The organism is Maribacter arcticus, from assembly GCF_900167935.1.
Lineage (GTDB): Bacteria > Bacteroidota > Bacteroidia > Flavobacteriales > Flavobacteriaceae > Maribacter > Maribacter arcticus.
In genome coordinates this window covers 48425-70133 of record NZ_FUYL01000006.1, presented here as the reverse complement: position 1 = coordinate 70133, position 21709 = coordinate 48425, and the positions used below count along the sequence as shown (strand labels likewise).

The 21709-nt window shown below is 33.9% G+C and carries 17 protein-coding genes; 8 read left to right on the top strand and 9 right to left on the bottom strand.

Annotated features, from left to right (window positions below):
- Window positions 1–203: 203 nt before the first annotated feature.
- The 3 genes from yidC to B5X55_RS10485 all read right to left on the bottom strand — a co-directional run bounded on the left by yidC (window position 204) and on the right by B5X55_RS10485 (window position 4056).
- Entirely contained in the window at window positions 204–2057 is a 1854-nt protein-coding gene (gene yidC / locus B5X55_RS10495) for a membrane protein insertase YidC (RefSeq protein ID WP_079512584.1), read from the bottom strand.
- A gap of 68 nt (window positions 2058–2125) precedes the next feature.
- Window positions 2126–3763: a CTP synthase gene (locus B5X55_RS10490; protein WP_079512583.1), complete on the bottom strand. Its 1638-nt coding sequence runs from the start codon at window positions 3761–3763 to the stop codon at window positions 2126–2128.
- 59 nt (window positions 3764–3822) lie between these two features.
- Window positions 3823–4056: a DUF3820 family protein gene (locus B5X55_RS10485; RefSeq protein WP_079512582.1), complete on the bottom strand. Its 234-nt coding sequence runs from the start codon at window positions 4054–4056 to the stop codon at window positions 3823–3825.
- 48 nt (window positions 4057–4104) lie between these two features.
- Between B5X55_RS10485 and B5X55_RS10480 the strand changes: the two genes are divergently transcribed.
- A complete protein-coding gene (locus tag B5X55_RS10480; RefSeq protein WP_079512581.1) occupies window positions 4105–4974 on the top strand; it encodes a hydroxypyruvate isomerase family protein in 870 nt (289 codons plus the stop codon).
- A gap of 79 nt (window positions 4975–5053) precedes the next feature.
- Here B5X55_RS10480 and B5X55_RS10475 read toward each other — a convergent pair whose 3' ends face one another.
- The 4 genes from B5X55_RS10475 to guaA are packed head-to-tail and all read right to left on the bottom strand — an operon-like array spanning window position 5054 to window position 9701.
- Window positions 5054–5548 (bottom strand): DUF922 domain-containing protein, encoded by a 495-nt coding sequence (locus B5X55_RS10475; protein ID WP_079512580.1) that lies wholly within the window; start codon window positions 5546–5548, stop codon window positions 5054–5056.
- A 26-nt stretch (window positions 5549–5574) separates the two neighbouring features.
- Window positions 5575–5979 (bottom strand): OsmC family protein, encoded by a 405-nt coding sequence (locus B5X55_RS10470; protein WP_079512579.1) that lies wholly within the window; start codon window positions 5977–5979, stop codon window positions 5575–5577.
- Between the two features lies 1 nt (window position 5980).
- Window positions 5981–8167, bottom strand: a complete 2187-nt coding sequence (locus tag B5X55_RS10465; RefSeq protein ID WP_079512578.1) for a LysM peptidoglycan-binding domain-containing protein — start codon at window positions 8165–8167, stop codon at window positions 5981–5983.
- Between the two features lies 1 nt (window position 8168).
- The gene (guaA, locus tag B5X55_RS10460; RefSeq protein WP_079512577.1) at window positions 8169–9701 is read right to left on the bottom strand and encodes a glutamine-hydrolyzing GMP synthase; all 1533 of its coding nucleotides are present in this window, start codon (window positions 9699–9701) and stop codon (window positions 8169–8171) included.
- 74 nt (window positions 9702–9775) lie between these two features.
- On the opposite strand from guaA, the gene B5X55_RS10455 reads away from it, so the two are divergent.
- Both B5X55_RS10455 and B5X55_RS10450 read left to right on the top strand, forming a co-directional pair.
- A complete protein-coding gene (locus B5X55_RS10455) occupies window positions 9776–10501 on the top strand; it encodes an SIMPL domain-containing protein (protein WP_079512576.1) in 726 nt (241 codons plus the stop codon).
- Window positions 10502–10901: 400 nt separating this feature from the next.
- Window positions 10902–11447, top strand: a complete 546-nt coding sequence (locus B5X55_RS10450) for a pyridoxamine 5'-phosphate oxidase family protein (protein WP_079512575.1) — start codon at window positions 10902–10904, stop codon at window positions 11445–11447.
- A gap of 181 nt (window positions 11448–11628) precedes the next feature.
- On the opposite strand, the gene bshC is transcribed toward B5X55_RS10450, so the two are convergent.
- Window positions 11629–13233 (bottom strand): bacillithiol biosynthesis cysteine-adding enzyme BshC, encoded by a 1605-nt coding sequence (bshC, locus tag B5X55_RS10445; protein ID WP_079512574.1) that lies wholly within the window; start codon window positions 13231–13233, stop codon window positions 11629–11631.
- 171 nt (window positions 13234–13404) lie between these two features.
- Between bshC and B5X55_RS10440 the strand changes: the two genes are divergently transcribed.
- The 5 genes from B5X55_RS10440 (at window position 13405) to B5X55_RS10420 (ending at window position 20266) form a co-directional block, all read left to right on the top strand.
- Entirely contained in the window at window positions 13405–15858 is a 2454-nt protein-coding gene (locus B5X55_RS10440; protein WP_079512573.1) for a M14 family metallopeptidase, read from the top strand.
- Between the two features lie 8 nt (window positions 15859–15866).
- Window positions 15867–16061, top strand: a complete 195-nt coding sequence (locus B5X55_RS10435; protein WP_079512572.1) for a DUF4177 domain-containing protein — start codon at window positions 15867–15869, stop codon at window positions 16059–16061.
- A 174-nt stretch (window positions 16062–16235) separates the two neighbouring features.
- On the top strand, window positions 16236–18599 hold the full coding sequence (locus tag B5X55_RS10430) for a DUF2339 domain-containing protein (RefSeq protein WP_079512776.1): 2364 nt from the start codon (window positions 16236–16238) through the stop codon (window positions 18597–18599).
- Window positions 18600–18651: 52 nt separating this feature from the next.
- A complete protein-coding gene (locus B5X55_RS10425) occupies window positions 18652–19812 on the top strand; it encodes a DUF3999 family protein (protein WP_234999714.1) in 1161 nt (386 codons plus the stop codon).
- Window positions 19813–20005: 193 nt separating this feature from the next.
- A complete protein-coding gene (locus B5X55_RS10420; RefSeq protein WP_079512570.1) occupies window positions 20006–20266 on the top strand; it encodes a hypothetical protein in 261 nt (86 codons plus the stop codon).
- A gap of 76 nt (window positions 20267–20342) precedes the next feature.
- Here B5X55_RS10420 and rimO read toward each other — a convergent pair whose 3' ends face one another.
- Window positions 20343–21644, bottom strand: coding sequence for a 30S ribosomal protein S12 methylthiotransferase RimO (rimO, locus tag B5X55_RS10415; RefSeq protein ID WP_079512569.1), 1302 nt, complete (start codon window positions 21642–21644; stop codon window positions 20343–20345).
- Window positions 21645–21709: the final 65 nt, after the last annotated feature.

Sequence of the window (21709 nt, the reverse complement as noted above, 5' to 3'; positions counted from 1 at the left end):
TAAAAATTATTTTCCAAACATCAGTATACACTCCTTTAGCATACAATAAACTCCCCTTGACAACTAACTTTTTTAAGAACTTGAAATTAATTACATATTTACCATCCCAAATCTTACCAAACCAATCCTTAATCAATGGCAAAAGCCCTTTCAAATTTGAAAGGGCTTTTCTTTTTATTAGTTTAAACTAAAATGAGATATTACTATTTCTTCTTATTAGATTCTGCCTGCTCCATCATTTCACGCATTTTCTTCTGAAACTTGTTCTCTTTCTTAGGTTTCTTTTTATTTTCCTGTATCTGGGCATGAATTTTATCATTATCAAGAATGAAATTCTTGATAACTAGCATTATACCAATTGTAATCATGTTAGATACAAAATAGTACAATGACAATCCACTCGCATAGTTGTTAAAGAAAAACAACATCATAAACGGCATTAAGTACATGATAAATTTCATGTTCGGCATACCTGGCTGAGTTGGCATATTCTGACCAGTAGTCATCATCATATAGAAAAAGATAGCTATAGATGCCAAGATTGGGAATAAACTAACGTGATCCCCGTAAAACGGTATTGAAAAACCTTCAGGAAATTGATAAATAGTATCGAAAGATGAAAGGTCATCTGCCCATAAAAACGATTTCTGTCGTAACGCAAATGATGTCGGAAAAAACATGAAAAGCGCATAAAATATAGGCATCTGTATTACCGCAGGTATACAACCACTCATGGGGCTAACACCAGCCTTACCATATAATTTCATGGTCTCTTGCTGCTTTTTCATAGCGTTGTCCTTAAACTTTTCACCTAGCTCGGTAATTTCAGGTTTCAACACCTTCATTTTTGCTTGAGATAGGTAAGACTTATACGTTACAGGTGACATCGCCAAACGAACCAAAATAGTCATAATAACTATCGCAATACCATAAGGAAAATATGTACTAATTAAAGAATAGAACGGTGTAAATACATATCGATTGATCCAACCGAAAATTCCCCAACCAAACGGAATGGAATCAACCAAACCTAAGTCTTCATATTGAGACAGCGTATCAACATCTGTTGGTCCAAAATACCAATGTAAATCCTTTGATATCTCTCCTCCTTCTAATTCCAAAGGTAAAACAGACTCATATTTTTTCGTAAATCCGAAAGTTCTACTCTCTTCCTCAACTAAATTTACAGAGGTTAAATCACCACTTTTAAAAGGTTGGTCAGCAGCAAGAATACTGCTAAAGAAATGCTGTCTATACGATATCCATTTTACATCCTCTTCTGTTTCTTCATCATCACTACCTTCCGAAAGCTTACTTATTTTATCATCTTCATGATTATACGTTAAACGTGTATACCGATTTTCGTATTGAATACTTTTTGAATGACGTATACCTTTTAACTTCCAATCTAATTGAACTGGCTTGCTAGAACTTATTACGTTATCTAAACCTTTTGACTTAATCGTAAAATCGACCAGATATTCATTAGGTTTCATCTCATATCTATATTCTAAATATTGATTGTTAGATGTTTTAGCTTTTAAAGAAAGAACTTGATTACCGTTATTATTCGTAATGGCCGGTTCGAAATATAAATCTTGTGTGTTTAAAACGCGATTATCAGCAGTAGAAAAATCTAAACCAAAAGAAGCATTTCCATCCTTTATCAAGTAAACCGGCACAGAATCATAGGTTACGAATTTTTTCATTTTCGCTTCTATTATCTGCCCTCCTTTATTACTAATCTTTAAAAGAAGTACATCATTCTCTAATATCGTTGTAGAATTAGATGGTTTAGTAAAGCCAAATGCACCCAATTTACCTTGATAATTGGCTACAGCTGTTGAATCTTGCAAATCTAACTGAGGAACTTCATCAATTACAGTTTCTGTTTCTAAATTCTCAGATGTCTTTACAGCCTCAACTTGCTCTTGTTTTGCCTTTTCTGCCTCTACCTCTTCTGGAGTCGGTTGATTTTGGTAAAACATGAAGATCAGTATTCCAAAAATAAGAACGAAGCCTATGATGGATTGTACATCAAATTTCTTTTCTTCCATGTGGTATTTCTAAATTAATTGGGAATATTTGATTTTAAAGAAAGCAAATATATGCCCAAATATGAAGTTTATGCCAATGTGGCATTAGTTTGTGATTTTTTATGCTCTAAAGCCGCTTTAACGAAACCTACAAATAATGGATGTGGGTTGGCTACCGTACTTTTATATTCTGGATGATATTGCACACCAATAAACCATGGATGGTCTTTTAGCTCTATTATTTCAACCAAATTAGTTTCTTTATTAAAACCAGTAGAAAGTAAACCAGCTTTTTCTAATTGCTCTAAATAGGCGTTATTAAATTCATATCTATGACGATGACGTTCAGATATTTGCTTAGCCCCATTATACATTTTCTGAACTAAACTACCTTCTTTCAAATCACAATCCCAAGCTCCTAAACGCATCGTACCACCTTTATCGGTAACATTTTTTTGCTCTTCCATGATACTGATTACAGGATCCGGTGTTTTCTCATCCATCTCTGTTGAATTTGCTTCTTTAAGTCCTAATACATTTCGAGCATATTCTATAACAGCCATTTGCATTCCCAAACAAATACCTAAGAAAGGTATGTTATTAACGCGTGCATATTCTACAGCTTTTACCTTACCCTCAATACCACGCTCGCCAAAACCAGGTGCAACCAAAATAGCATCTAAGCCCTTAAGCTTGCTTTCATAATTTGAAGAAGTAATGTATTCTGAATGTACAGATTTCACATTTACCTTAACTTCGTTTGATGCTCCTGCATGTATAAACGACTCTAAAATAGACTTATAAGAATCTTGTAATTCAACATACTTGCCGATTAAACCAATAGTAACTTCATTCTTAGGGTTTTTATGACGAACAAGAAATTCGTTCCAACGGTCTAAATCAGGTTCTACCGTATTTGGTAGGGCTAATTTTTGCAGAGTTACCGTATCAAGACCTTCTTCTTGCATTAATAATGGAACATCATAAATAGTAGAAGCATCTATGCTTTGTATAACTGCCTCACGCTTCACATTACAGAACAGCGCTAATTTATCTTTGATTTCGTCAGAAATCTCGTGTTCTGTTCTACACACTAGGATATCAGCTTTTATTCCACTCTCCATCAATTTTTTTACAGAATGCTGTGTAGGCTTGGTCTTTAATTCACCAGCTGCAGAAAGGTAAGGCACCAAGGTTAAGTGAATAACTATGGCATTATTATCCCCCAGATCCCAAAGCAATTGACGTACTGCTTCAATGTAAGGTAGTGACTCAATATCACCCACTGTACCACCGATTTCAGTAATTATAATGTCATACTCACCACTATTTCCTAGCAGCTGAACACGTTCTTTAATTTCATTGGTGATATGTGGAACTACTTGTACCGTTTTACCTAAAAACTCCCCTCTACGCTCTTTTTCAATTACGCTTTGGTAGATTCTTCCGGTAGTAACATTATTCGCCTGAGAGGTACGAACATTCAAAAAACGTTCGTAATGACCCAAATCTAAATCCGTTTCTGCACCATCATCGGTTACATAGCATTCGCCATGTTCATAAGGATTTAAGGTTCCTGGATCCACATTAATATAAGGGTCCAATTTTTGAATGGTAGTTTTGTAGCCGCGAGATTGCAGTAATTTCGCCAAGGATGCAGCAATAATGCCCTTTCCTAAAGATGAAGTAACGCCTCCCGTAACGAAGATGTATTTGGTTTGTGCCATTTATAGATTTCTATGTTACGGGACACAAAGTTACAAATTGAGGTTAGAACTTTACGAGTTTACTTCGGAAAATGTTTTTGTATTTTTCGAATTATGGATTCTAGCCCATTTGTTTTGATTTCTAGCATAGAACGCAATAAATCTCCCAATTTACCATTAGGAAATCCTTTTTGCTGAAACCACACCAAATATGGCTCAGGTAGATCCACCAAATACCTACCCTTGTGTTTACCAAAAGGCATTCGGTAATGGGCCAATTCTATTAACTTTTGCTTATCAGGATTTATTTCCATTTTTAAATCTAAAAAATTTATCTTTAAGGAATCAACAATTTAATCAACATGAAAAGAAGAAATTTTATAGGAACCTCAGCGGCTGCATCTGTGGGATTCCTAACTACCTCAGTGGCAAACGCCAACAATAAAAAGGATGCTCAACCCGATAAATTAAAGTACAATATAAACCATAGTGTTTGTTATTGGTGTTATGGAACGATACCATTTGAGGATTTTCTTAAAAATTTAGTAGAACTAGACATTAGATCTATTGATTTGGTTGGCCCAGAGGAATTTCCATTACTAAAAAAATACAATATTCACGCCTCTATGTGTTGGGGTGCTGGTTTAGGCATAGAAAAAGGCTGGAACGACCTTTCTTTACATGAAGAATTAATTGCTGATTATGAAAGAGTTATTCCTTTAGTAGCGGAAGCTGGCTATACCAACCTTATCTGTTTTAGTGGCAATAGAAATGGAATGGATGATTTAGTCGGATTGCGCAATTGCGCAAAGGGACTAAAAAAACTTATGCCACTAGCTGAAAAGCATGGTGTTGTGATACAAATGGAGCTTTTAAATAGTAAGGTGAACCATAAAGATTACATGTGCGACACATCTGAATGGGGCGTATCGCTTTGTGAAACTATCGGTTCAGAAAATTTTAAACTTCTATATGACATCTACCATATGCAAATTATGGAAGGAGACATCATTAGAAATATAGAAGATTATCACCAGTATTACGGCCACTACCACACCGGTGGAAACCCAGGTAGACATGAAATTGATGAAACACAAGAGATTTTTTATCCAGCGGTAATGAAGGCTATTTTAAAGACAGGTTACACAGGTCATGTTGCTCAAGAATTCGTGCCAAGTTGGGATGATAAATTAGCAGCTTTAAAACAAGGCGTTACTATTTGTGATGTGTAGGGTTACCATAAAAATTTAAATCAAAAAAAAGCACTTCTAACTGAAGTGCTTTTTTTCATTTGTCATACCCGAAAGTTCATTAGTCTTTAAGTACAGTCTCAATTTCATTCACCCATCTCTCCTGTACAATTAAATTTCTAGAATAGTTGGTCTCCGAATCGTATTTGTTTTGAAAATCGTTTAGTTGACGAAGCGTAGTCTTATAAATTTTACGTACTTCTTCTTTTACATTTTCAGTAAACTTTGTAATGGCTAATTGTTTACGCATTTTACGAGCATATAGCTCAGTAATATCAAAATGTAGTTGTTCGTGCGATAAGGTTACATCATTACAAACCTCTGGCTTATACCAAGAACGTGTAGGATAAAAATAAGCACCAACCGTATACTCTACTTTCAGCTCATTATTTTCATAGGATGTTGAAAAGTTATAACTGATACCACTGGCGGTTGTTGCAGCAGCACTCGAACCAATTTGCACAGGCCCTTTAAAATCATTCCAAGTAAATCGAAAACCGGGCTCCCAAATCACCTCTTCTTGACTTTGAACATGTAAAACGTTGAACAATGTCATTAAAGAAAATACGAGATATGTTTTAACTATAAATCCCAATGGAAGGTTATTACTTTCTCTATATCTGGATGCAAACTATATAGTACGGGACAGGTATCTGCAGTGTGCTTTAAAATTTTTCTATTTTTTTCAGATACCTTCTCAGGTAAATGAACTTCCACCTCAATTTTCGAGATTCTTCTTGGTGTCGTCGCCATGTGTTTGGTAACAGACGCTGTTGAACCTTTTAAATTCACCTCTAAACCGTTTGCTTTTATTCCCATCATGGTAAGCATACAACTTGCTAAACCAGTAGCAACCGTATCGGTCGGCGAAAATGCCTGACCTAAGCCATTATTATCTACAGGGGCATCAGTTACAAATGAATCATTCGATTTAAGATGAATACATTCTGTTCTTAATTCTCCGTTATAGGTGACTTTTGATGTCATTTTATTCAAGCTCTTTAATTCTTAAATCATCAATCATCATTATATAAGATGATTGATTATAGTAACCAGCAATCCCTTTTCTCTCGTAATTGAACTTATTACCATTATATTCTGTTTCACCAATAAATCTAGAAACATCAATTAAATCGTTTTTATAAGCCAACTTCAATAATAAATCAAACGTTAGGTCAAATCCTCTAATTGCATATCTGTCTGGATCATCCCCAAAACGTTTTCTGTAACGCTCAACAAATGAATTATTCGCTACTTGACGATTTACCGAAGGATACGTAAAATTTAAATTTGATAAATGGGTATTTGATATAACATCATTCTCAAAAGCAGAGTTCATATCTGTTGTAAACATTCGAACGCTGACTTTATCTTTGCCTAACACAGCATCAAAAGCAGTATTGTTGAAAGAATTTAAAATTGACACTACACTTGCTATCAACTTATAATTATCAGATTCAACAAATACCCAGTTAGGAACTTTATCTGAAAGTAGTGTTTGTAGCTTATCTCTATTAATACCTATATTCTTTTCTTCTTCCTTTACAACAACCACTTTAGCATTCGGAAAACGTTTTAGAATAGCAGTTTGTTCTACTTTACTGTTTTCATCTGCAATAATCAATATTGTTTCTTCCTCATGCTTGGTTTCAACATAATCTAACAAATGCTTTAACAACACCTCTTCATCGGTATAAGAGAAGAAAACATTATTTAAACTTATGTCACTTTTTGCAGGTATAGGCGCTACCACAGGTATATTAAATTTAGCCGCTTGTACGGCAGTTTCCTTTAACGATGGTATATCTAAAGGACCAAAAACGGCACTATACCCACCTAACTGCTCGCCTTGCAATATCTGCTTCGTTTTAACCAAATCTAATTGATTATCAAACGTTTTTATATCGACTGAAACCCCTAAAGATTTCAATGAGTCAATTGCCACTAATGCGCCTGAATAAAGACCTAAACTATATTTTATATCTTTTCTAGAATCAATAGCCTTCTCAACTGCTTCCTTATCACTCAAATTCAACTTATCTAATCGAAAAGGCAACAAGAATAATATTTTAGGCACCATGGCAACATTAATACTATCAATTAAGTTTACCTTATCTAATACCAAAGAATTCTTCACTTCAAAATCACCTACTTTATCTTTTGGTAATTTTAGAACCATACCTGCTTTTAGACCGCCTTTTAAATCGGGATTCAATTGTACCAATTCTGCCCAGGTCATTCCAAATTTTCTAGTTAACCTAAACTCATTTTGCTTTGGCTTAACCTCATAGAAAATATAATTATCAGTATTTATAACCCCTGTCTCTACTTTCTGCTCAGGAATACGAATTACCATGCCTTCTTTTAATCCGCCACGTTCTGTAATTTCAGGATTTAAACGAACTATTTCATCTGACTTTACACCGAATTCTTGCTCTAATCGATAAAAATTCATCTTAGCTGGTACCGTATATGAAGTATATATTTGGGTTACCTGATTTTGAACACTACTACCTGCAATTTTAGGCATCAAAAGCTCATATCCTTCAGAAAGATAATTATTGGTTTTAGATAAACCCGGGTTTAGCACCAACATACTATCAATAGTAATTCCATATTTATGAGCAATACTCCATCGCGTTTCCTTTTGTGCTACAATATATTTTTCAAAATCATTTTCATTCAACCCAATCTCTTCTTTGTTTGGAGCCCTATACTTAGGTATACGCAACTCCATCTTTTTCTGTAATGGAGACGCATATAATTGGGTATTATATTTTTTAAGCTCTTCTTCAGTAATTTTATATTGTTGCGTTATACCGAAAATAGTTTCCTTTTTCCTAACTCTATGGGTCGTATAACCAATTGGTTCTCTTGTAATAATAGAATCTTGTATATTATTGTTAGCAATACCAGAAACTGAAGTAGCAGGCTTAGCAGCAATTTTAGCTCCTGGCACCACCAAAATAGTATTAGGTCTTAATTGCTGACCTTGTTTTATCTCTTTATTATACTGAAGTATATTAGCAGGTGTAACTCCGTACAACTTAGAAATGCTTTCCAAAGTTTCGCCAGATTTTACTTCATGAGTATTGAACTTTTGACCCATGGCCGTGCACGAGACCAATAAGCAAAATGCCCCAATTATGTAAACTTGATTAAATATATATCTCATATTATTCCCATTCTATTGTTGCTGGAGGTTTTGAACTTATATCATATACGACACGATTTACTCCAGGGACTTTATTAATGATATCATTTGACGTTTTTTGTAAAAATTCATATGGTAAATTCACCCAATCAGCAGTCATACCATCAGTACTTTCGACAGCCCTTAAAGCTACACATTTTTCATAAGTACGCTCGTCGCCCATTACCCCTACACTATTTACAGGTAATAGTATTGCGCCTGCTTGCCATACTTTATCGTATAAATTCCACTTTTTTAATCCGTCTATAAAAATTGCATCCACTTCTTGTAAAATGGCTACTTTTTCTGGGGTGATATCACCAAGAATTCTTATTGCCAAACCTGGACCTGGAAAAGGGTGCCTACCTAATAATGCCTTATCAATTCCTAAACTTGCCCCTACTCTTCTAACTTCATCTTTGAATAACATTTTTAAAGGCTCCACAACTTTTAATTTCATAAAGTCAGGCAAACCACCAACATTGTGATGACTCTTTATTGTTTGCGATGGACCTCCTGTAGCTGATACTGATTCAATTACATCAGGATAAATAGTACCCTGTGCCAGCCATTTTGCGCCTTCTACTAAATGAGATTCATCATCAAAAACTTCTATAAATACACGACCTATTATTTTTCTCTTTGTTTCTGGGTCACTCTCTCCTGCCAAATCATTCAAAAAACGTGCCGAAGCATCGACTCCTTTCACATTAAGCCCCATGCCTTCGTATTGCTTCAATACCTCAGTATATTCGTTCTTTCTTAAAAGACCATTATTGACGAAAATACAATGAAGGTTCTTACCTATAGCTTTATGTAATAATACCGCTGCCACTGAAGAATCAACACCACCAGACAGTCCTAATATTACTTTTTCATTGCCAATTTTCTCTTTCAATTCTGCTACTGTTTTATCAACAAAAGCATCAGGAGTCCATGACTGTTCCATCTTGGCTATCTTAACCAAAAAATTTTCTAAGATTTGTTTTCCATCTGTTGAATGATATACCTCTGGGTGAAATTGAATAGCATAAGTTTCCTCTCCATCAAATTTAAAAGCAGCATTCTCAACATCATGGGTACTTGCCAATAATGTAGTGTTCTCTGGCAGGTGCTTAATTGTATCTGCATGGCTCATCCAAACTTGACTGCCAGTACTTATTTTATCTAAAAACGGGTCATTCTCTACAACAAAACTTAGATTAGCTCTACCATATTCCCTGGTGTTAGATTTTTCTACACTACCACCGTTAAAGTGTGCTAGGTATTGCGCTCCATAACAAACACCCAATAAAGGTTTTTTACCACGAATTTCAGATAAATCAGGATGGACTGCATCGTCTCCCCTAACAGACAAAGGTGATCCTGAAAGAATCACTGCTTTATACTCAGAAAGGTCTTTTGGTAATTTATTATATGGTTTAATTTCAGAGAAAATATTCAGCTCACGTACACGTCTACCAATCAATTGAGTGTATTGTGAACCAAAATCTAATATTAGGACTTTATTTTGCATGAGCAAAAATAGCAAATTGACCGTTCTTGAAAAGTATCTTTTAGTTATATTTAAACTAGATATTAATATTTTTTATGAAACATGTAAGTGCAATTATTTTTGGAGCAGCTATTATCATTGCTGCTTATTTTTTAGGAAATGCTTATGTACAAAGAGCTAACCCGCCACAAATTATATCGGTAACTGGTTTAGGCAATGAAAATTTTACTTCTGACCTCATCGTTTGGGAGGGTCAATTTTCTGCCAACAGTACGGTTTTGAAAATAGCTTTCGACCAATTGAATAATGATAAAGAGATCGTACGCCAATATTTAGTTTCAAAAGGAATTGAATCGGCCAGTATTATCTTTAATAGCGTTCAAACCACTGAAATGCGTGATAACCAATATGAAAATGGAAATTATGTAGGAAGCATTTTTCGTGGGTATCAATTAATGCAGACACTGAATATTGAATCTGAAAACGTTGCTTTAATTGAAAGCGTTTCTCGCGAAATAACAGAGCTGTTAAATAAAGGAGTACAATTTAACTCTTCACCTCCAAGGTACTACTATACTAAACTCGCTGATTTAAAAATTGAAATGATATCTAAAGCTACAGAAGATGCACGAATACGTGCCGAGAAAATAGCTGAAAATGCAGGAAGTGATTTAGGTGATTTAGTTTCTGCCAATATGGGTGTGTTTCAAATTACAGGCCAAAACTCTGGAGAAGACTATAGTTGGGGTGGCGCCTACAATACCTCTTCTAAAAACAAAACCGCATCTATTACTATGCGACTAGAATATAAGGTGAAGTGATAGTACTACTTTGATCAATTGGTTTTTCTAATCTGGAAAAGAATCAATTATATTGCTACTTACTCCTTTAAATATTTATGTTTTAAAACAAAAAAAGCCCGGGAATCACCCGGGCTTTCTATACAACCAACCAATAAACTGAATACATTAAAAAAATCTTTCTCATAACAATCTGTATTCAACACTTAGTTCGATAAACTATCTACAACCTTACAATTAAAAAAAAGGAAAGCTCAGGAACCACCCTGAGCTTTCAACTAAATCAAAAACCAACTTTAAACCAAAAGTCAAAATTGAACTAATTCAATTTCTTTTTCATAGCTCTTTATTATATAACAACCGGCTTGTCTTTTACCCTACTTATAAATCCTATTATTTTACCTTTATATAAATTATAGGCATGATTGATTCCTTTTTTGAAGAATTAAACAGTGAAATTAAAAAGGGTGTATCTGAAAGGGGACATCCATTCAGGTTCATTACTATGGCAACAGTAGGCAATGAAACTATAGCTCGTCTACGTACCGTAGTGCTACGGGAGGTTTCTGAAGGCTTGCTTTTAACAATCTACACCGATAGTCGTACCCAAAAAATTAAGCATATTACCGTAAACAATCAAGTTAGTTTTCTGCTGTATCATCCTGAGAAATTGTTACAATTAAAAGTCGAGGGCACTGCTGAAATAGTAACGGACAAAAAAAGGCTTATAGAGACATGGAAAAACATTCAGCCAAACAGTAGAAAAGACTACATTACCAATATTAGCCCTGGGAGCTCTTTAAAAAATCCTGATCATGTGGAATATGTTGAAGATGAAAATTACTTTACCATGATCGATATTATTCCCACCAAAATTGAATACTTAAAATTAAAACGACCTAAACATATTAGGGCTTTATTCGAAAAGGTCAATAAAGAATGGAAAGGGGAATTTCTAGTTCCTTAAGTCTAAATAGAAATAAAGATTTTCTTTTTCAAACCCTATAAGGCTATCAACTGGCGTGATGTTTTGTATGTTGAATGTAATATATATGCTAATTATAATTAATTTTCTGTAACTAGATTTGAAAGAAACGATACAAAGACAAGTACAGATATCTTATTAAGTGATGCTCGCCTGCCTAAATTTATTTTTGGGTAATTACAGTAAAAGTCAAATCTAATGGCTGCAATGCCTCGAACAACATCGGCACTAGGTCTTCACCATATTCCAGATAAAACTCAGAAAAATTAAGTTGACGTTCTTGCAATGATTGGTTGGGAAAAATTTCGTTCTGCAGTTCGGTCATACGAACTACTTGATCTCTTAGCTTTCTCTTTTGCGCCTGTAGCAAGCGTTTCTCCAAGGCATCCAATCCTTTTTTCTGTTTTACTTCTTGAGCTTTTACCGCACCTAAAAATGACTTATCCGTCTTTTCTGTAAGGGCGTATAGATCTTTAAACTGCTCTTCTAGCAATTTTTTCTGTGGAGAAAAATCAATGTCTATATTTGAAATCTCCCTAATCTTTTTATTGATTAAGCTATTCTGTTTTAAAAATATATCTGATTTAGATATATTCATTCGCTCTAGCTTATCAGCCTGTTTTTCGGTAATTATCAAAGCTGAATTTCTCACCAATAAAATTGGAAAAGGAATATTCATAGCTTCAAACGCTGCCTTCAATTCTAACCAATAGGCTATTTCACCGCCTCCACCTATATAACAAAGGTTTGGCAAAATGACTTCTTGGTACAACGGTCTAGCAATAACATTAGGAGAGAATCTTTCTGGGTGAGCATCCATCTCATCAATCAATTCTTCCTTAGTGAACGAAATGGTGGTATCGTTTACGAGATACTTTTCTTTACTTTGTATTATACGTTCGCGAATACCATCTTTCAAATAAAAATAATTGATTTCACGCGGATTCACCTGTACTGGGTAATCAGATGAAATTTGCTCCAATTCTTCAATAGTTTCCGTTACTTTTTTAAAGGCTATTTGCTCAAAAATATCTTTCTTCATATATGGCACTAGCAACTTTTTTAAGTCGGCATCATCACCATCAACAATTACCAAGCCGTAGTCCTTAAAAATTTCATTGGCTAAATACCTAGTTGCATCCGTTAGGTTATCATGTTTTAAATAGGCATTTTCGAACAGACCCTTTAAATGACTAGCGTTTTTACTATCACCTATAGTTTGTGCAAATAAATCAAAAACTTCCCCTAATCCCTTTGTTTTCAGATGGCCTACAGCACCAGATGCATCTTTGTTCCACTGAAATTTTAATCCTTTGAAATTGAAATAATTGATTTCATCGAAATCGTGATCTTCTGTAGCCATCCAATAGATAGGCACAAAATTACTATCTGGATATGCTGTTTTTAATTGCTTGGTTAAATTTATGGTAGAAATAATCTTGTATAGAAAATACAATGGTCCAGTAAATAGATTTAACTGATGCCCGGTAACAATGGTAAATGTGTTTTTTTCTTTTAAAAGCTCAATGTTAGCCGAAGTTTTTTTAGAAACATCTGTGTTTTTATACTGCTTAAGCATTGAATTATGCAGAACATCTCTATGGGCATTAGTAAAATGCTTTCCTTTTTCTTCTAGTTGCCCTTTAAAACCTTCAACATCGGGAAACCGATTATATAATGGTTTAAGCTCAGTTTCTGCGGCAACGTAATCACAAATCAGTTTCGAAAAATAGCCCGTTTTTGCTATGGGCAAACAGTCAATATCCATATAAAAATTAAATACTTTGTAAATATAAAACCCTTTCGTTTTACATTTCCTAAATATAAGTTAATTACCACTAGTATTAATTACCCAATTACTCGGTGAAATACAATATAAATCACTTTCATTTTGCATTTATTTTAATAGATTTGGCTAGAACAGATTACAAACCACCTTATGAAACAAATTTTAAGCTACGCACTTCTATTTATACCTTTATTCAGTTTAGCCCAATTAAAATCACCTTCTGAGTTTTTAGGCTATGAACTAGGAACACAATTTACCAGTCACCATGAGGTTGTTGATTATTATCAATATTTAGCAGAAGCTGAACCACAACGCATGAAACTAATTGAATATGGTAAAACCAATGAACGACGACCTTTGTTATTGGCTACCATTTCCACTAAAGAAAATATGCAAAATCTTGAAAAAATTCGAGAAGAGCATATGAAAGGATTGAATGGCGAAGGTACGCCAGACAAGGCTATTGTATGGCTTAGTTATAATGTACATGGCAATGAAAGTGTAAGTACGGAAGCTTCCATGCAAACCATTTACGATTTATTTACTACCAAAAGTAGCTACCTCGAAGATGTTGTTGTATTAATTGACCCATGCATTAACCCAGATGGTAGAGATCGTTATGTTAACTGGTACAACCAATTCAAAAACTCACCGAACCAAGTAGACCCAAATAGCAAGGAACATCATGAGGGTTGGTGGAGTGGTCGTAGCAATCATTACATGTTCGATTTAAATAGAGATTGGGCATGGTTGACACAGGTTGAAAGCCAGCAACGCTTAAAACAATTCAACAAATGGTTACCCCACGTACATGTAGATTTTCATGAACAAGGTGTCGACAATCCATATTATTTCGCTCCTGCAGCCGAACCATTTCATGAAGTTATCACTGATTTTCAAAGAGAATTTCAAGTTACAATTGGTAAAAATCATGCAAAGTATTTTGATGAAAATGGATGGTTCTATTTCACAAAAGAAGTGTTTGACCTATTATATCCAAGTTACGGAGACACTTACCCAACCTACAACGGCGGTATTGGCATGACCTATGAACAAGGTGGTAGTGGTCGCGCTGGGTTAGGAATTATTACTAGTATTGGAGACACCCTTACACTGAAAGATAGAATTGCGCATCATCATACCACAGGTTTATCTACCATAGAAGTGGCTTCAAAAAATGTAACTAAACTGAATGAAGAATTCATGAAATTCTATAAAAACAAGAATTACAAATACAAAAGCTATGTATTGAATGGGAACCCAGATAAACTAGAAGCACTAACTGATTTATTGAGTAAACACGAAATAAAGTATAAAGTTGGTGACAATAGCACAGTTAAAGGCTACAATTATGCAACCGGAAAATCTGGATCTTTAAAAAGCAGTGATAAGAGTATTATAGTTTCTACAGATCAAGCTAAGAGTACCTTGGTTAAAGTTTTGTTTGAACCTACGGCAAAGCTTAGTGATTCGGTTACCTATGATATAACTGCATGGTCATTACCTTACGCATATGGTCTAGATGCAATTGCGAGTGAAAGCAATGTTTCAGGCACTGTTTCAAGCACACAAAACATAACCTCTGCAATTATAAAAGCTGATAGTTATGCATATTTAGCCGATTGGAACAGCATGAAGGATGCAAGGTTTTTAGCTGAACTACTACGAAATAAAATTCGTATTCGTTATGCTCACAAACCCTTTACATTAGATGGTATTTCGCATGACCGTGGAACGCTTATTATCACTAAAAGCGATAACAAACAAGTAAAGAATTTCAATACCATATTAACAAACGCCTCTAAAAATCATAATAAAACCATAACCCCAACCAACACAGGTTTTGTTGAAAGTGGAAAAGATTTTGGTTCAGGATACGTAGATGTTATACAAGATCTGAATATTGCCGTACTTTCCGGTGAACCAACATCAACTTTACGTTTTGGTGAAATATGGAACTTTTTTGAGCAACAATTGAATTACCCTATTTCTGTATTAGATGAGGATTATTTCAGTAGAGTTGATTTAACTACATATGATATTCTTATTTTACCTGATGGTTGGGGCTATAAAAGCTTTTTATCCACTCATATCAAAGAAAAAATCAAGGATTGGGTAAAACGCGGAGGAAAACTTATTGTAATGGGAGGTGCCATTGATGCCCTTACTTCATCAGATAAAGATTTTACCATTAAGGAAAAAGAAATCGAGAAAGATTCAAGTAATACCATTTCATCTTTTGAAGTTTCTGAACGCGAACAGATTAAATCTGCGATTACTGGTGCTATTTTCAAAGCTACTGTAGACAATACGAATCCTTTAGCTTACGGTTACGACGATACTTATTTCACGTTGAAACTAGGAGATAGAGCATACAAGTATTTAGAAAATGGAAGTGCTGTTTATCTTAGTGAAGGTGCCAACGAACCTGTATCTGGTTTTGCTGGCAGTGAAGCAAAAAAGAAAATTGCAGAAACATTAATTTTCGGAACTGAAGAAATGGGTAGAGGTCAAATAATATATATGGTTGACAATCCACTTTTTAGAGGTTTTTGGGAAAATGGAAAGCTATTTTTTGCCAACGCACTTTTTATGGTTAAATAAAAATATCTATGAAAGAATACAAAGTTGAAACCCTTATTTATTATTCTAAATTAACTTTTGATAAATATCATATTGTAAATTCGTCGAACAAGGAAATTCAAGAAAAATTGAATAGTTATGCAAAAGAAGGCTGGCGTTTGGTTTCTACTGATGCCTCAAACTTTGGCGCAGCTATGTACATCTATTTATATTTTGAAAAATAGCCCCAACCATCGATTTTGATTGTAAAGTAATTTTATCTAAATATCCCTGAAACACTTAAACCTGTTTTGGGGATATTTTAATTTTGATAAGGTGTACACATTAGCCAACATATTTAAATGTTTTACGTTTACCTTGAGACAACTTTCTATGAAAGTTGCAATAAATCAACCCATATGGCTAACGACCAAGACCAAATTAATGAGCTATTACAAAAACTTGAACTTCTTCTTAAGAAGCAACAAGATTTTAATATTGAGGTTAATGAAATCCGTAGAGATATTCAAATACTAAGAAATACTCAAGCAATTAAGTTTAAACAAGCACAAGAAGAACCAGCCATTGAACCTGAAAAGGAACACGCTAAAGAGCCTATTGCATTCAATGAACCTGTAATACAAACACAAAAGGAAGCCATTGAATTCCCAGTTACAGCCCAAGAACAACCAATTGATATTCCTGCTAAGAAAATTTCCACTCCAAAAGGAAAATCAAACCTTGAAAAATTCATAGGTGAAAACCTCATCAATAAAATCGGAATTTTAATTACTATAATTGGTGTTTTCATTGGCGCAAAATATTCTATAGAAAATAATTTAATAAGCCCCCTTACTCGAATAATTCTTGGTTATTTAATGGGGTTAGGTTTATTAGGTTTTGCTTTTAAATTAAAAGCAAAATATGAAAGCTACAGTGCCGTTTTAGTAAGTGGCGCATTGGCCATCTTATATTTTATCACATTTGCTGCTTATGACTTTTATGACCTATTCCCTCAACTATTCGCATTCGGTATTATGCTATTATGCACTGTTTTCGGAGTTGTAGCGGCACTTAATTACAATAAACAAGTTATAGCTCATATTGGTTTAGTTGGCGCATATGGTGTACCATTTTTACTGAGTAATAATTCTGGAAACACCACAGTATTATTTAGCTACATGGCCTTAATAAATATTGGGATTTTAGTCATCTCTTTAAAAAAATATTGGAAAGCTCTTTATTATGTCTCCTTTACCTTTACTTGGTTGATATATGGAGCTTGGTATGCATTTAATAGCCTAGATGCAGATTTTTACATGGGCTTTACTTTTCTAACAGTCTTCTTTTTCATTTTTTATGCTACATTTTTAGCATTTAAATTGCTGAAATCTAAACAATTTAAGGTTGGTGATATCATCTTAATATTATTGAATTCATTTATTTTTTATGGCTTTGGAATTGCTTGGATATACGGTTATGAAAATGGAGAGTCATATTTAGGACTCTTTACCTTAGCAAATGCATTAATACATTTTGCGGTAACCTTATTCATTTACAAGAAAAAATTAGCAGACCGAAAATTATTCTTTTTAACCTCTGGCTTTGTACTAACGTTTATAACCATTGCCATACCAGTTCAATTAGATGGCAACTGGGTAACCCTCATTTGGGCATTTGAAGCTGCGCTTCTTTTTTGGATAGGGCGAACTAAAAAGGTTTCATTCTACGAACATTTATCATACATAATGGTGCTACTTGCCATTTTAAGTTTGATTATGGACTGGACATATACCTATCAACAATTTGGTATATATGATAGTTTAGCAACTTCGAAACCATTTTTCAACATCACCTTATTAACTTCGTTACTTTGCGTTTCTGCTTTTGGATTTATGACTTGGATTCAAACGAAATTCATTCTTAAAAAGAAGACTGTAGCCAATAAACTAATGGAGTTTGGCCTTCCTGTGATTTTAATTCTAACTCTTTACTTATCACTTTATTTAGAAGTAGATTACTATTGGAACGATGCCTTAGAAGCATCTAAAGTACAGATTTCGGAAACTGATGGTTATTATCCTTATTTCAATTATAACTTAAGAGATTTAGGTACTTTATGGAAACTTTTCTACACCATGCTATTCGTTAGCATGCTTAGCTTACTCAATTCTTATAAAATTAAAAATAAAGCTTTAGGCATAGTTGCCACTTGTTCTGGCTTATTAGTTGTACTTGCATTTCTTAATATCGGTCTTTACACCCTGAGTGAACTTAGAGAAAATTTTCTGTCGCAAGAGCTTTCCAATTATTTTGAAATAGGCAATTACAATATATATATAAGATATATTAGTTTCGCTTTTTTTGTATTCTTATTATTTGCAATTCGCACTTTAGTTCGACAAGACTTTATGAAAATCAACTATAAAGTACCATTCGAAATTTTAATGCACATTTCTATTATCTGGATCTCAAGTAGTGAACTATTAAATTGGATGGACTTATCTGGTTCAGAGCAATCGTATAAATTAGGTTTGAGTATCTTATGGGGTCTTTATGCTCTTTTACTAATTGCCTTAGGCATCTGGAAAAATAAAAAATACCTTCGTATTGGTGCGATAATTCTTTTTTCATTCACTTTGATAAAGTTATTTTTCTATGACATTTCATCATTGAATACTATTTCTAAAACTATTGTATTTGTATCCCTAGGAATTTTATTATTAATCATTTCTTTTCTTTACAATAAATACAAACACGTCATAGCAGATGAAACCAAATAATAATCTATTCTTATTTTTTATCATTCTAACCACATCATTTTGTTTTGGTCAAATGAAATCCTATTCAAAGAAAATAGAACTGAAAGGAATAGAGAACCAATGGCATACTATTCAATTGCCTAATGAGGTGTTTCAAAACATGAATTCGAATTTAACCGATATTCGAGTTTATGGGGTTACAGCCACAGATACCATTGAAGCTCCCTATATTCATAATGTTTCAAAAGCAATAGATGCAAATTCATCTATTGCTTTTAATTTATTGAATACTGTCAAAAATGCCAAAGGATATTTCTACACCTATGAAGTACAAGAAAATGAAACTATTAATGAGATAAAATTAAGTTTTAAAGACTCGAACTTTAATTGGCTTGTTACCCTTCAAGGAAGTCAGAACCAACAAGAATGGTTTACTCTTTTAGATAATTACCGCATTCTTTCTATAATGAATGATCAAACAGATTATTCATTTACTACTTTGAAATTTTCTGATGCTAATTTCAAATTTTACAGATTACTGATTAAAAGTCCTGAAAAGCCAAATTTAGAATCTGTAAAAATCTTAAAGAAAGCAAAAAAGGCCCCTCAATACCACGATTACACCGTCAGCTCGTTTCATGTTTCTCAAGAAGGAAAAAACACTATAGTTAATGTCGATTTAAAAAGTAGAACTCCACTAAATCTATTAGAACTTTCTGTAGATGATAAAATTGATTATTACAGACCCATTACCATACAATACCTTGTAGACAGTGTTAAGACTGATAAAGGATATTATTATAATTATAGAACAATGGCAACAAGAACACTTTCTTCTATCGAAGAAAATAGTTTTCAGTTACCAGGCACCATGGCGCAAAAGCTTCGCGTTATTGTTTCTAATAATGATAATCAGCCTTTAAAATTTTCTAATATTATCCTTAAAGGATACATACATAGTCTGACCACCCGCTTTACAGAACCAGCAACATATTTTCTTGTTTATGGTAAAACAAATGATAAAGCACCAAATTATGATATAGCGAAAACTACTATTTCTTTTCCAGAAAATATTTCAAGTCTTCAATTCGGAGATGCAACTAACATTCCTAAACCGATAATCGAAACCACACCACCGCTCTTCGAAAATCAATGGTGGCTTTGGTGTATTCTTGGTGTCATAATACTTTTATTGGGCTATTTCACTATTGGAATGATGAAGAAAGAGATTTAAAAAATCTAACATAGCATTTATTTACATTTGGTTAAAGAACATTTCTTTTTCTTTTCCATCATACTTCTATCTAAAAATTAATTTATAATTTTTACTGTTTTAGCTGTACTCGGTAAGTGAAAAAATTAGTTTAGGCGCAGGAATTCAGGGTAGTTATACCTCAATAAAAGATGTTCAAAAAACCACCACATTAGTGGTTAACGTTATTGGGGAGTATAATCTTTCTAGAAAAATAACGACCCTTCTAGAATTTGCTGAATTAAAAGTCAATACCAAAAGGGAAACTCCCACAGGTGAAGTAGAAAATGATTTTTGGAAATCTGCCTTGTTAGTTGGTGCGTGTTACAATTTCAGCAACAAAATGTTAATTGGCGTAAAATACAATGTACTCTACTATAGTGATGAAAGCGTTTATTCTAGTCCAATAATTCCTTTTATAAATATCACTTTCTAACAAGACATTATTTAGTTTTAAAAAAGTTAATGAATAGTTAAGAACTATTCATTAACTTTTTTTTAGAAATATAGGCCTAAACCGGTTCTCCGTACAAGTCAAAATCTGCTGCTTCGGTAATTTTTACATTCACGAACTCACCTTGTTTTACATAGTGCTTAGCGGCATCTATTAAAACTTCGTTATCAACGTCTGGTGAATCAAATTCAGTTCTACCTATAAAATAGTTTCCTTCTTTACGATCTATAATACAACGAAAAGTCTCTCCTACTTTCTTCTGGTTTAGTTCCCATGAAATTTGAGATTGAATTTCCATGATAATATTAGCACGCTCTTGTTTTGTTTCCTCTGGCACATCGTCTATTAAAGAAAAAGCATGTGTGTTTTCTTCATGACTATATGTAAAACAACCCAATCGCTCAAAACGCATGGCAACAACCCAATTCTTCAAAGTCTCAAAGTCTTCTTCGGTCTCACCTGGGTAACCAACAATTAAAGTGGTTCTTATCGTCATTTCTGGAACCGCTGCTCTAAACTCTTGTAATAATTTCGTAGTCTTAGCTTCTGTAGTTCCACGACGCATACTCTTTAGAATACGGTCAGAAATATGCTGTAAAGGTATATCCAAATAGTTACAAACTTTTGGCTCTCTATTCATAACATCTAACACATCCATCGGAAAACCTGCGGGAAATGCATAATGCAATCTTATCCATTCAATACCTTCTATCTTTACTAAAGCTTCTAAAAGTTCTGCAAGGTTTCGTTTCTTATAAAGATCCAAACCGTAATAAGTAAGGTCTTGTGCTATAAGAATTAATTCTTTTACCCCCTTAGCGGCCAGCTTTTCAGATTCAGTCACTAAATCTTCAATAGATTTACTTTTGTGCTTTCCACGCATTATAGGGATTGCACAGAATGAACAAGGTCTATCACAACCTTCAGCTATTTTAAGATAAGCATAGTTCTTCGGTGTAGTCGTTAATCGCTCACCTATCAACTCATGCTTATAGTCAGCACCCAAAGCTTTTAGCAAACCTGGTAATTCACTGGTCCCGAAGTACTCGTCAACATTCGGTATTTCTTTTTGCAAATCTGGCTTATAGCGTTCGCTAAGACATCCGGTTACAAAAACCTTATCCACTACTCCATCTTCTTTCTTTTGAACATACTCCAAAATGGTATTAACACTTTCTTCTTTAGCATTAGCAATGAAGCCACAAGTATTAATAACTACTATGTTTCCTTCCTCCTCATGTACAACTTCTTTGTTGTTGGCCTTTAATTGACCCATGAGTACTTCAGAATCATAAACATTCTTTGAACAACCTAGAGTTACTACGTTGATTTTGTTCTTCTTAAGAGTTTTTGTCCTCATAATTTAAATTGGGGTGCAAAAATACGATTTGGGTCTTTAAAAACGTTAGATATGGACAAAATTAC

What these genes read in the sequence shown, in the direction of transcription:
- B5X55_RS10470 (WP_079512579.1), bottom strand. Translation starts at nt 5,979, where the DNA reads ATGACATCAAAAGTCACCTATAACGGAGAATTAAGAACAGAATGTATT.
- B5X55_RS10430 (WP_079512776.1), top strand. Translation starts at nt 16,236, where the DNA reads ATGGCTAACGACCAAGACCAAATTAATGAGCTATTACAAAAACTTGAA.
- B5X55_RS10490 (WP_079512583.1), bottom strand. Translation starts at nt 3,763, where the DNA reads ATGGCACAAACCAAATACATCTTCGTTACGGGAGGCGTTACTTCATCT.
- bshC (WP_079512574.1), bottom strand. Translation starts at nt 13,233, where the DNA reads ATGGATATTGACTGTTTGCCCATAGCAAAAACGGGCTATTTTTCGAAA.
- guaA (WP_079512577.1), bottom strand. Translation starts at nt 9,701, where the DNA reads ATGCAAAATAAAGTCCTAATATTAGATTTTGGTTCACAATACACTCAA.
- rimO (WP_079512569.1), bottom strand. Translation starts at nt 21,644, where the DNA reads ATGAGGACAAAAACTCTTAAGAAGAACAAAATCAACGTAGTAACTCTA.
- B5X55_RS10480 (WP_079512581.1), top strand. Translation starts at nt 4,105, where the DNA reads ATGAAAAGAAGAAATTTTATAGGAACCTCAGCGGCTGCATCTGTGGGA.
- B5X55_RS10465 (WP_079512578.1), bottom strand. Translation starts at nt 8,167, where the DNA reads ATGAGATATATATTTAATCAAGTTTACATAATTGGGGCATTTTGCTTA.
- B5X55_RS10475 (WP_079512580.1), bottom strand. Translation starts at nt 5,548, where the DNA reads ATGACATTGTTCAACGTTTTACATGTTCAAAGTCAAGAAGAGGTGATT.
- B5X55_RS10440 (WP_079512573.1), top strand. Translation starts at nt 13,405, where the DNA reads ATGAAACAAATTTTAAGCTACGCACTTCTATTTATACCTTTATTCAGT.
- B5X55_RS10455 (WP_079512576.1), top strand. Translation starts at nt 9,776, where the DNA reads ATGAAACATGTAAGTGCAATTATTTTTGGAGCAGCTATTATCATTGCT.
- B5X55_RS10435 (WP_079512572.1), top strand. Translation starts at nt 15,867, where the DNA reads ATGAAAGAATACAAAGTTGAAACCCTTATTTATTATTCTAAATTAACT.
- B5X55_RS10450 (WP_079512575.1), top strand. Translation starts at nt 10,902, where the DNA reads ATGATTGATTCCTTTTTTGAAGAATTAAACAGTGAAATTAAAAAGGGT.
- B5X55_RS10425 (WP_234999714.1), top strand. Translation starts at nt 18,652, where the DNA reads ATGAAATCCTATTCAAAGAAAATAGAACTGAAAGGAATAGAGAACCAA.
- B5X55_RS10485 (WP_079512582.1), bottom strand. Translation starts at nt 4,056, where the DNA reads ATGGAAATAAATCCTGATAAGCAAAAGTTAATAGAATTGGCCCATTAC.
- yidC (WP_079512584.1), bottom strand. Translation starts at nt 2,057, where the DNA reads ATGGAAGAAAAGAAATTTGATGTACAATCCATCATAGGCTTCGTTCTT.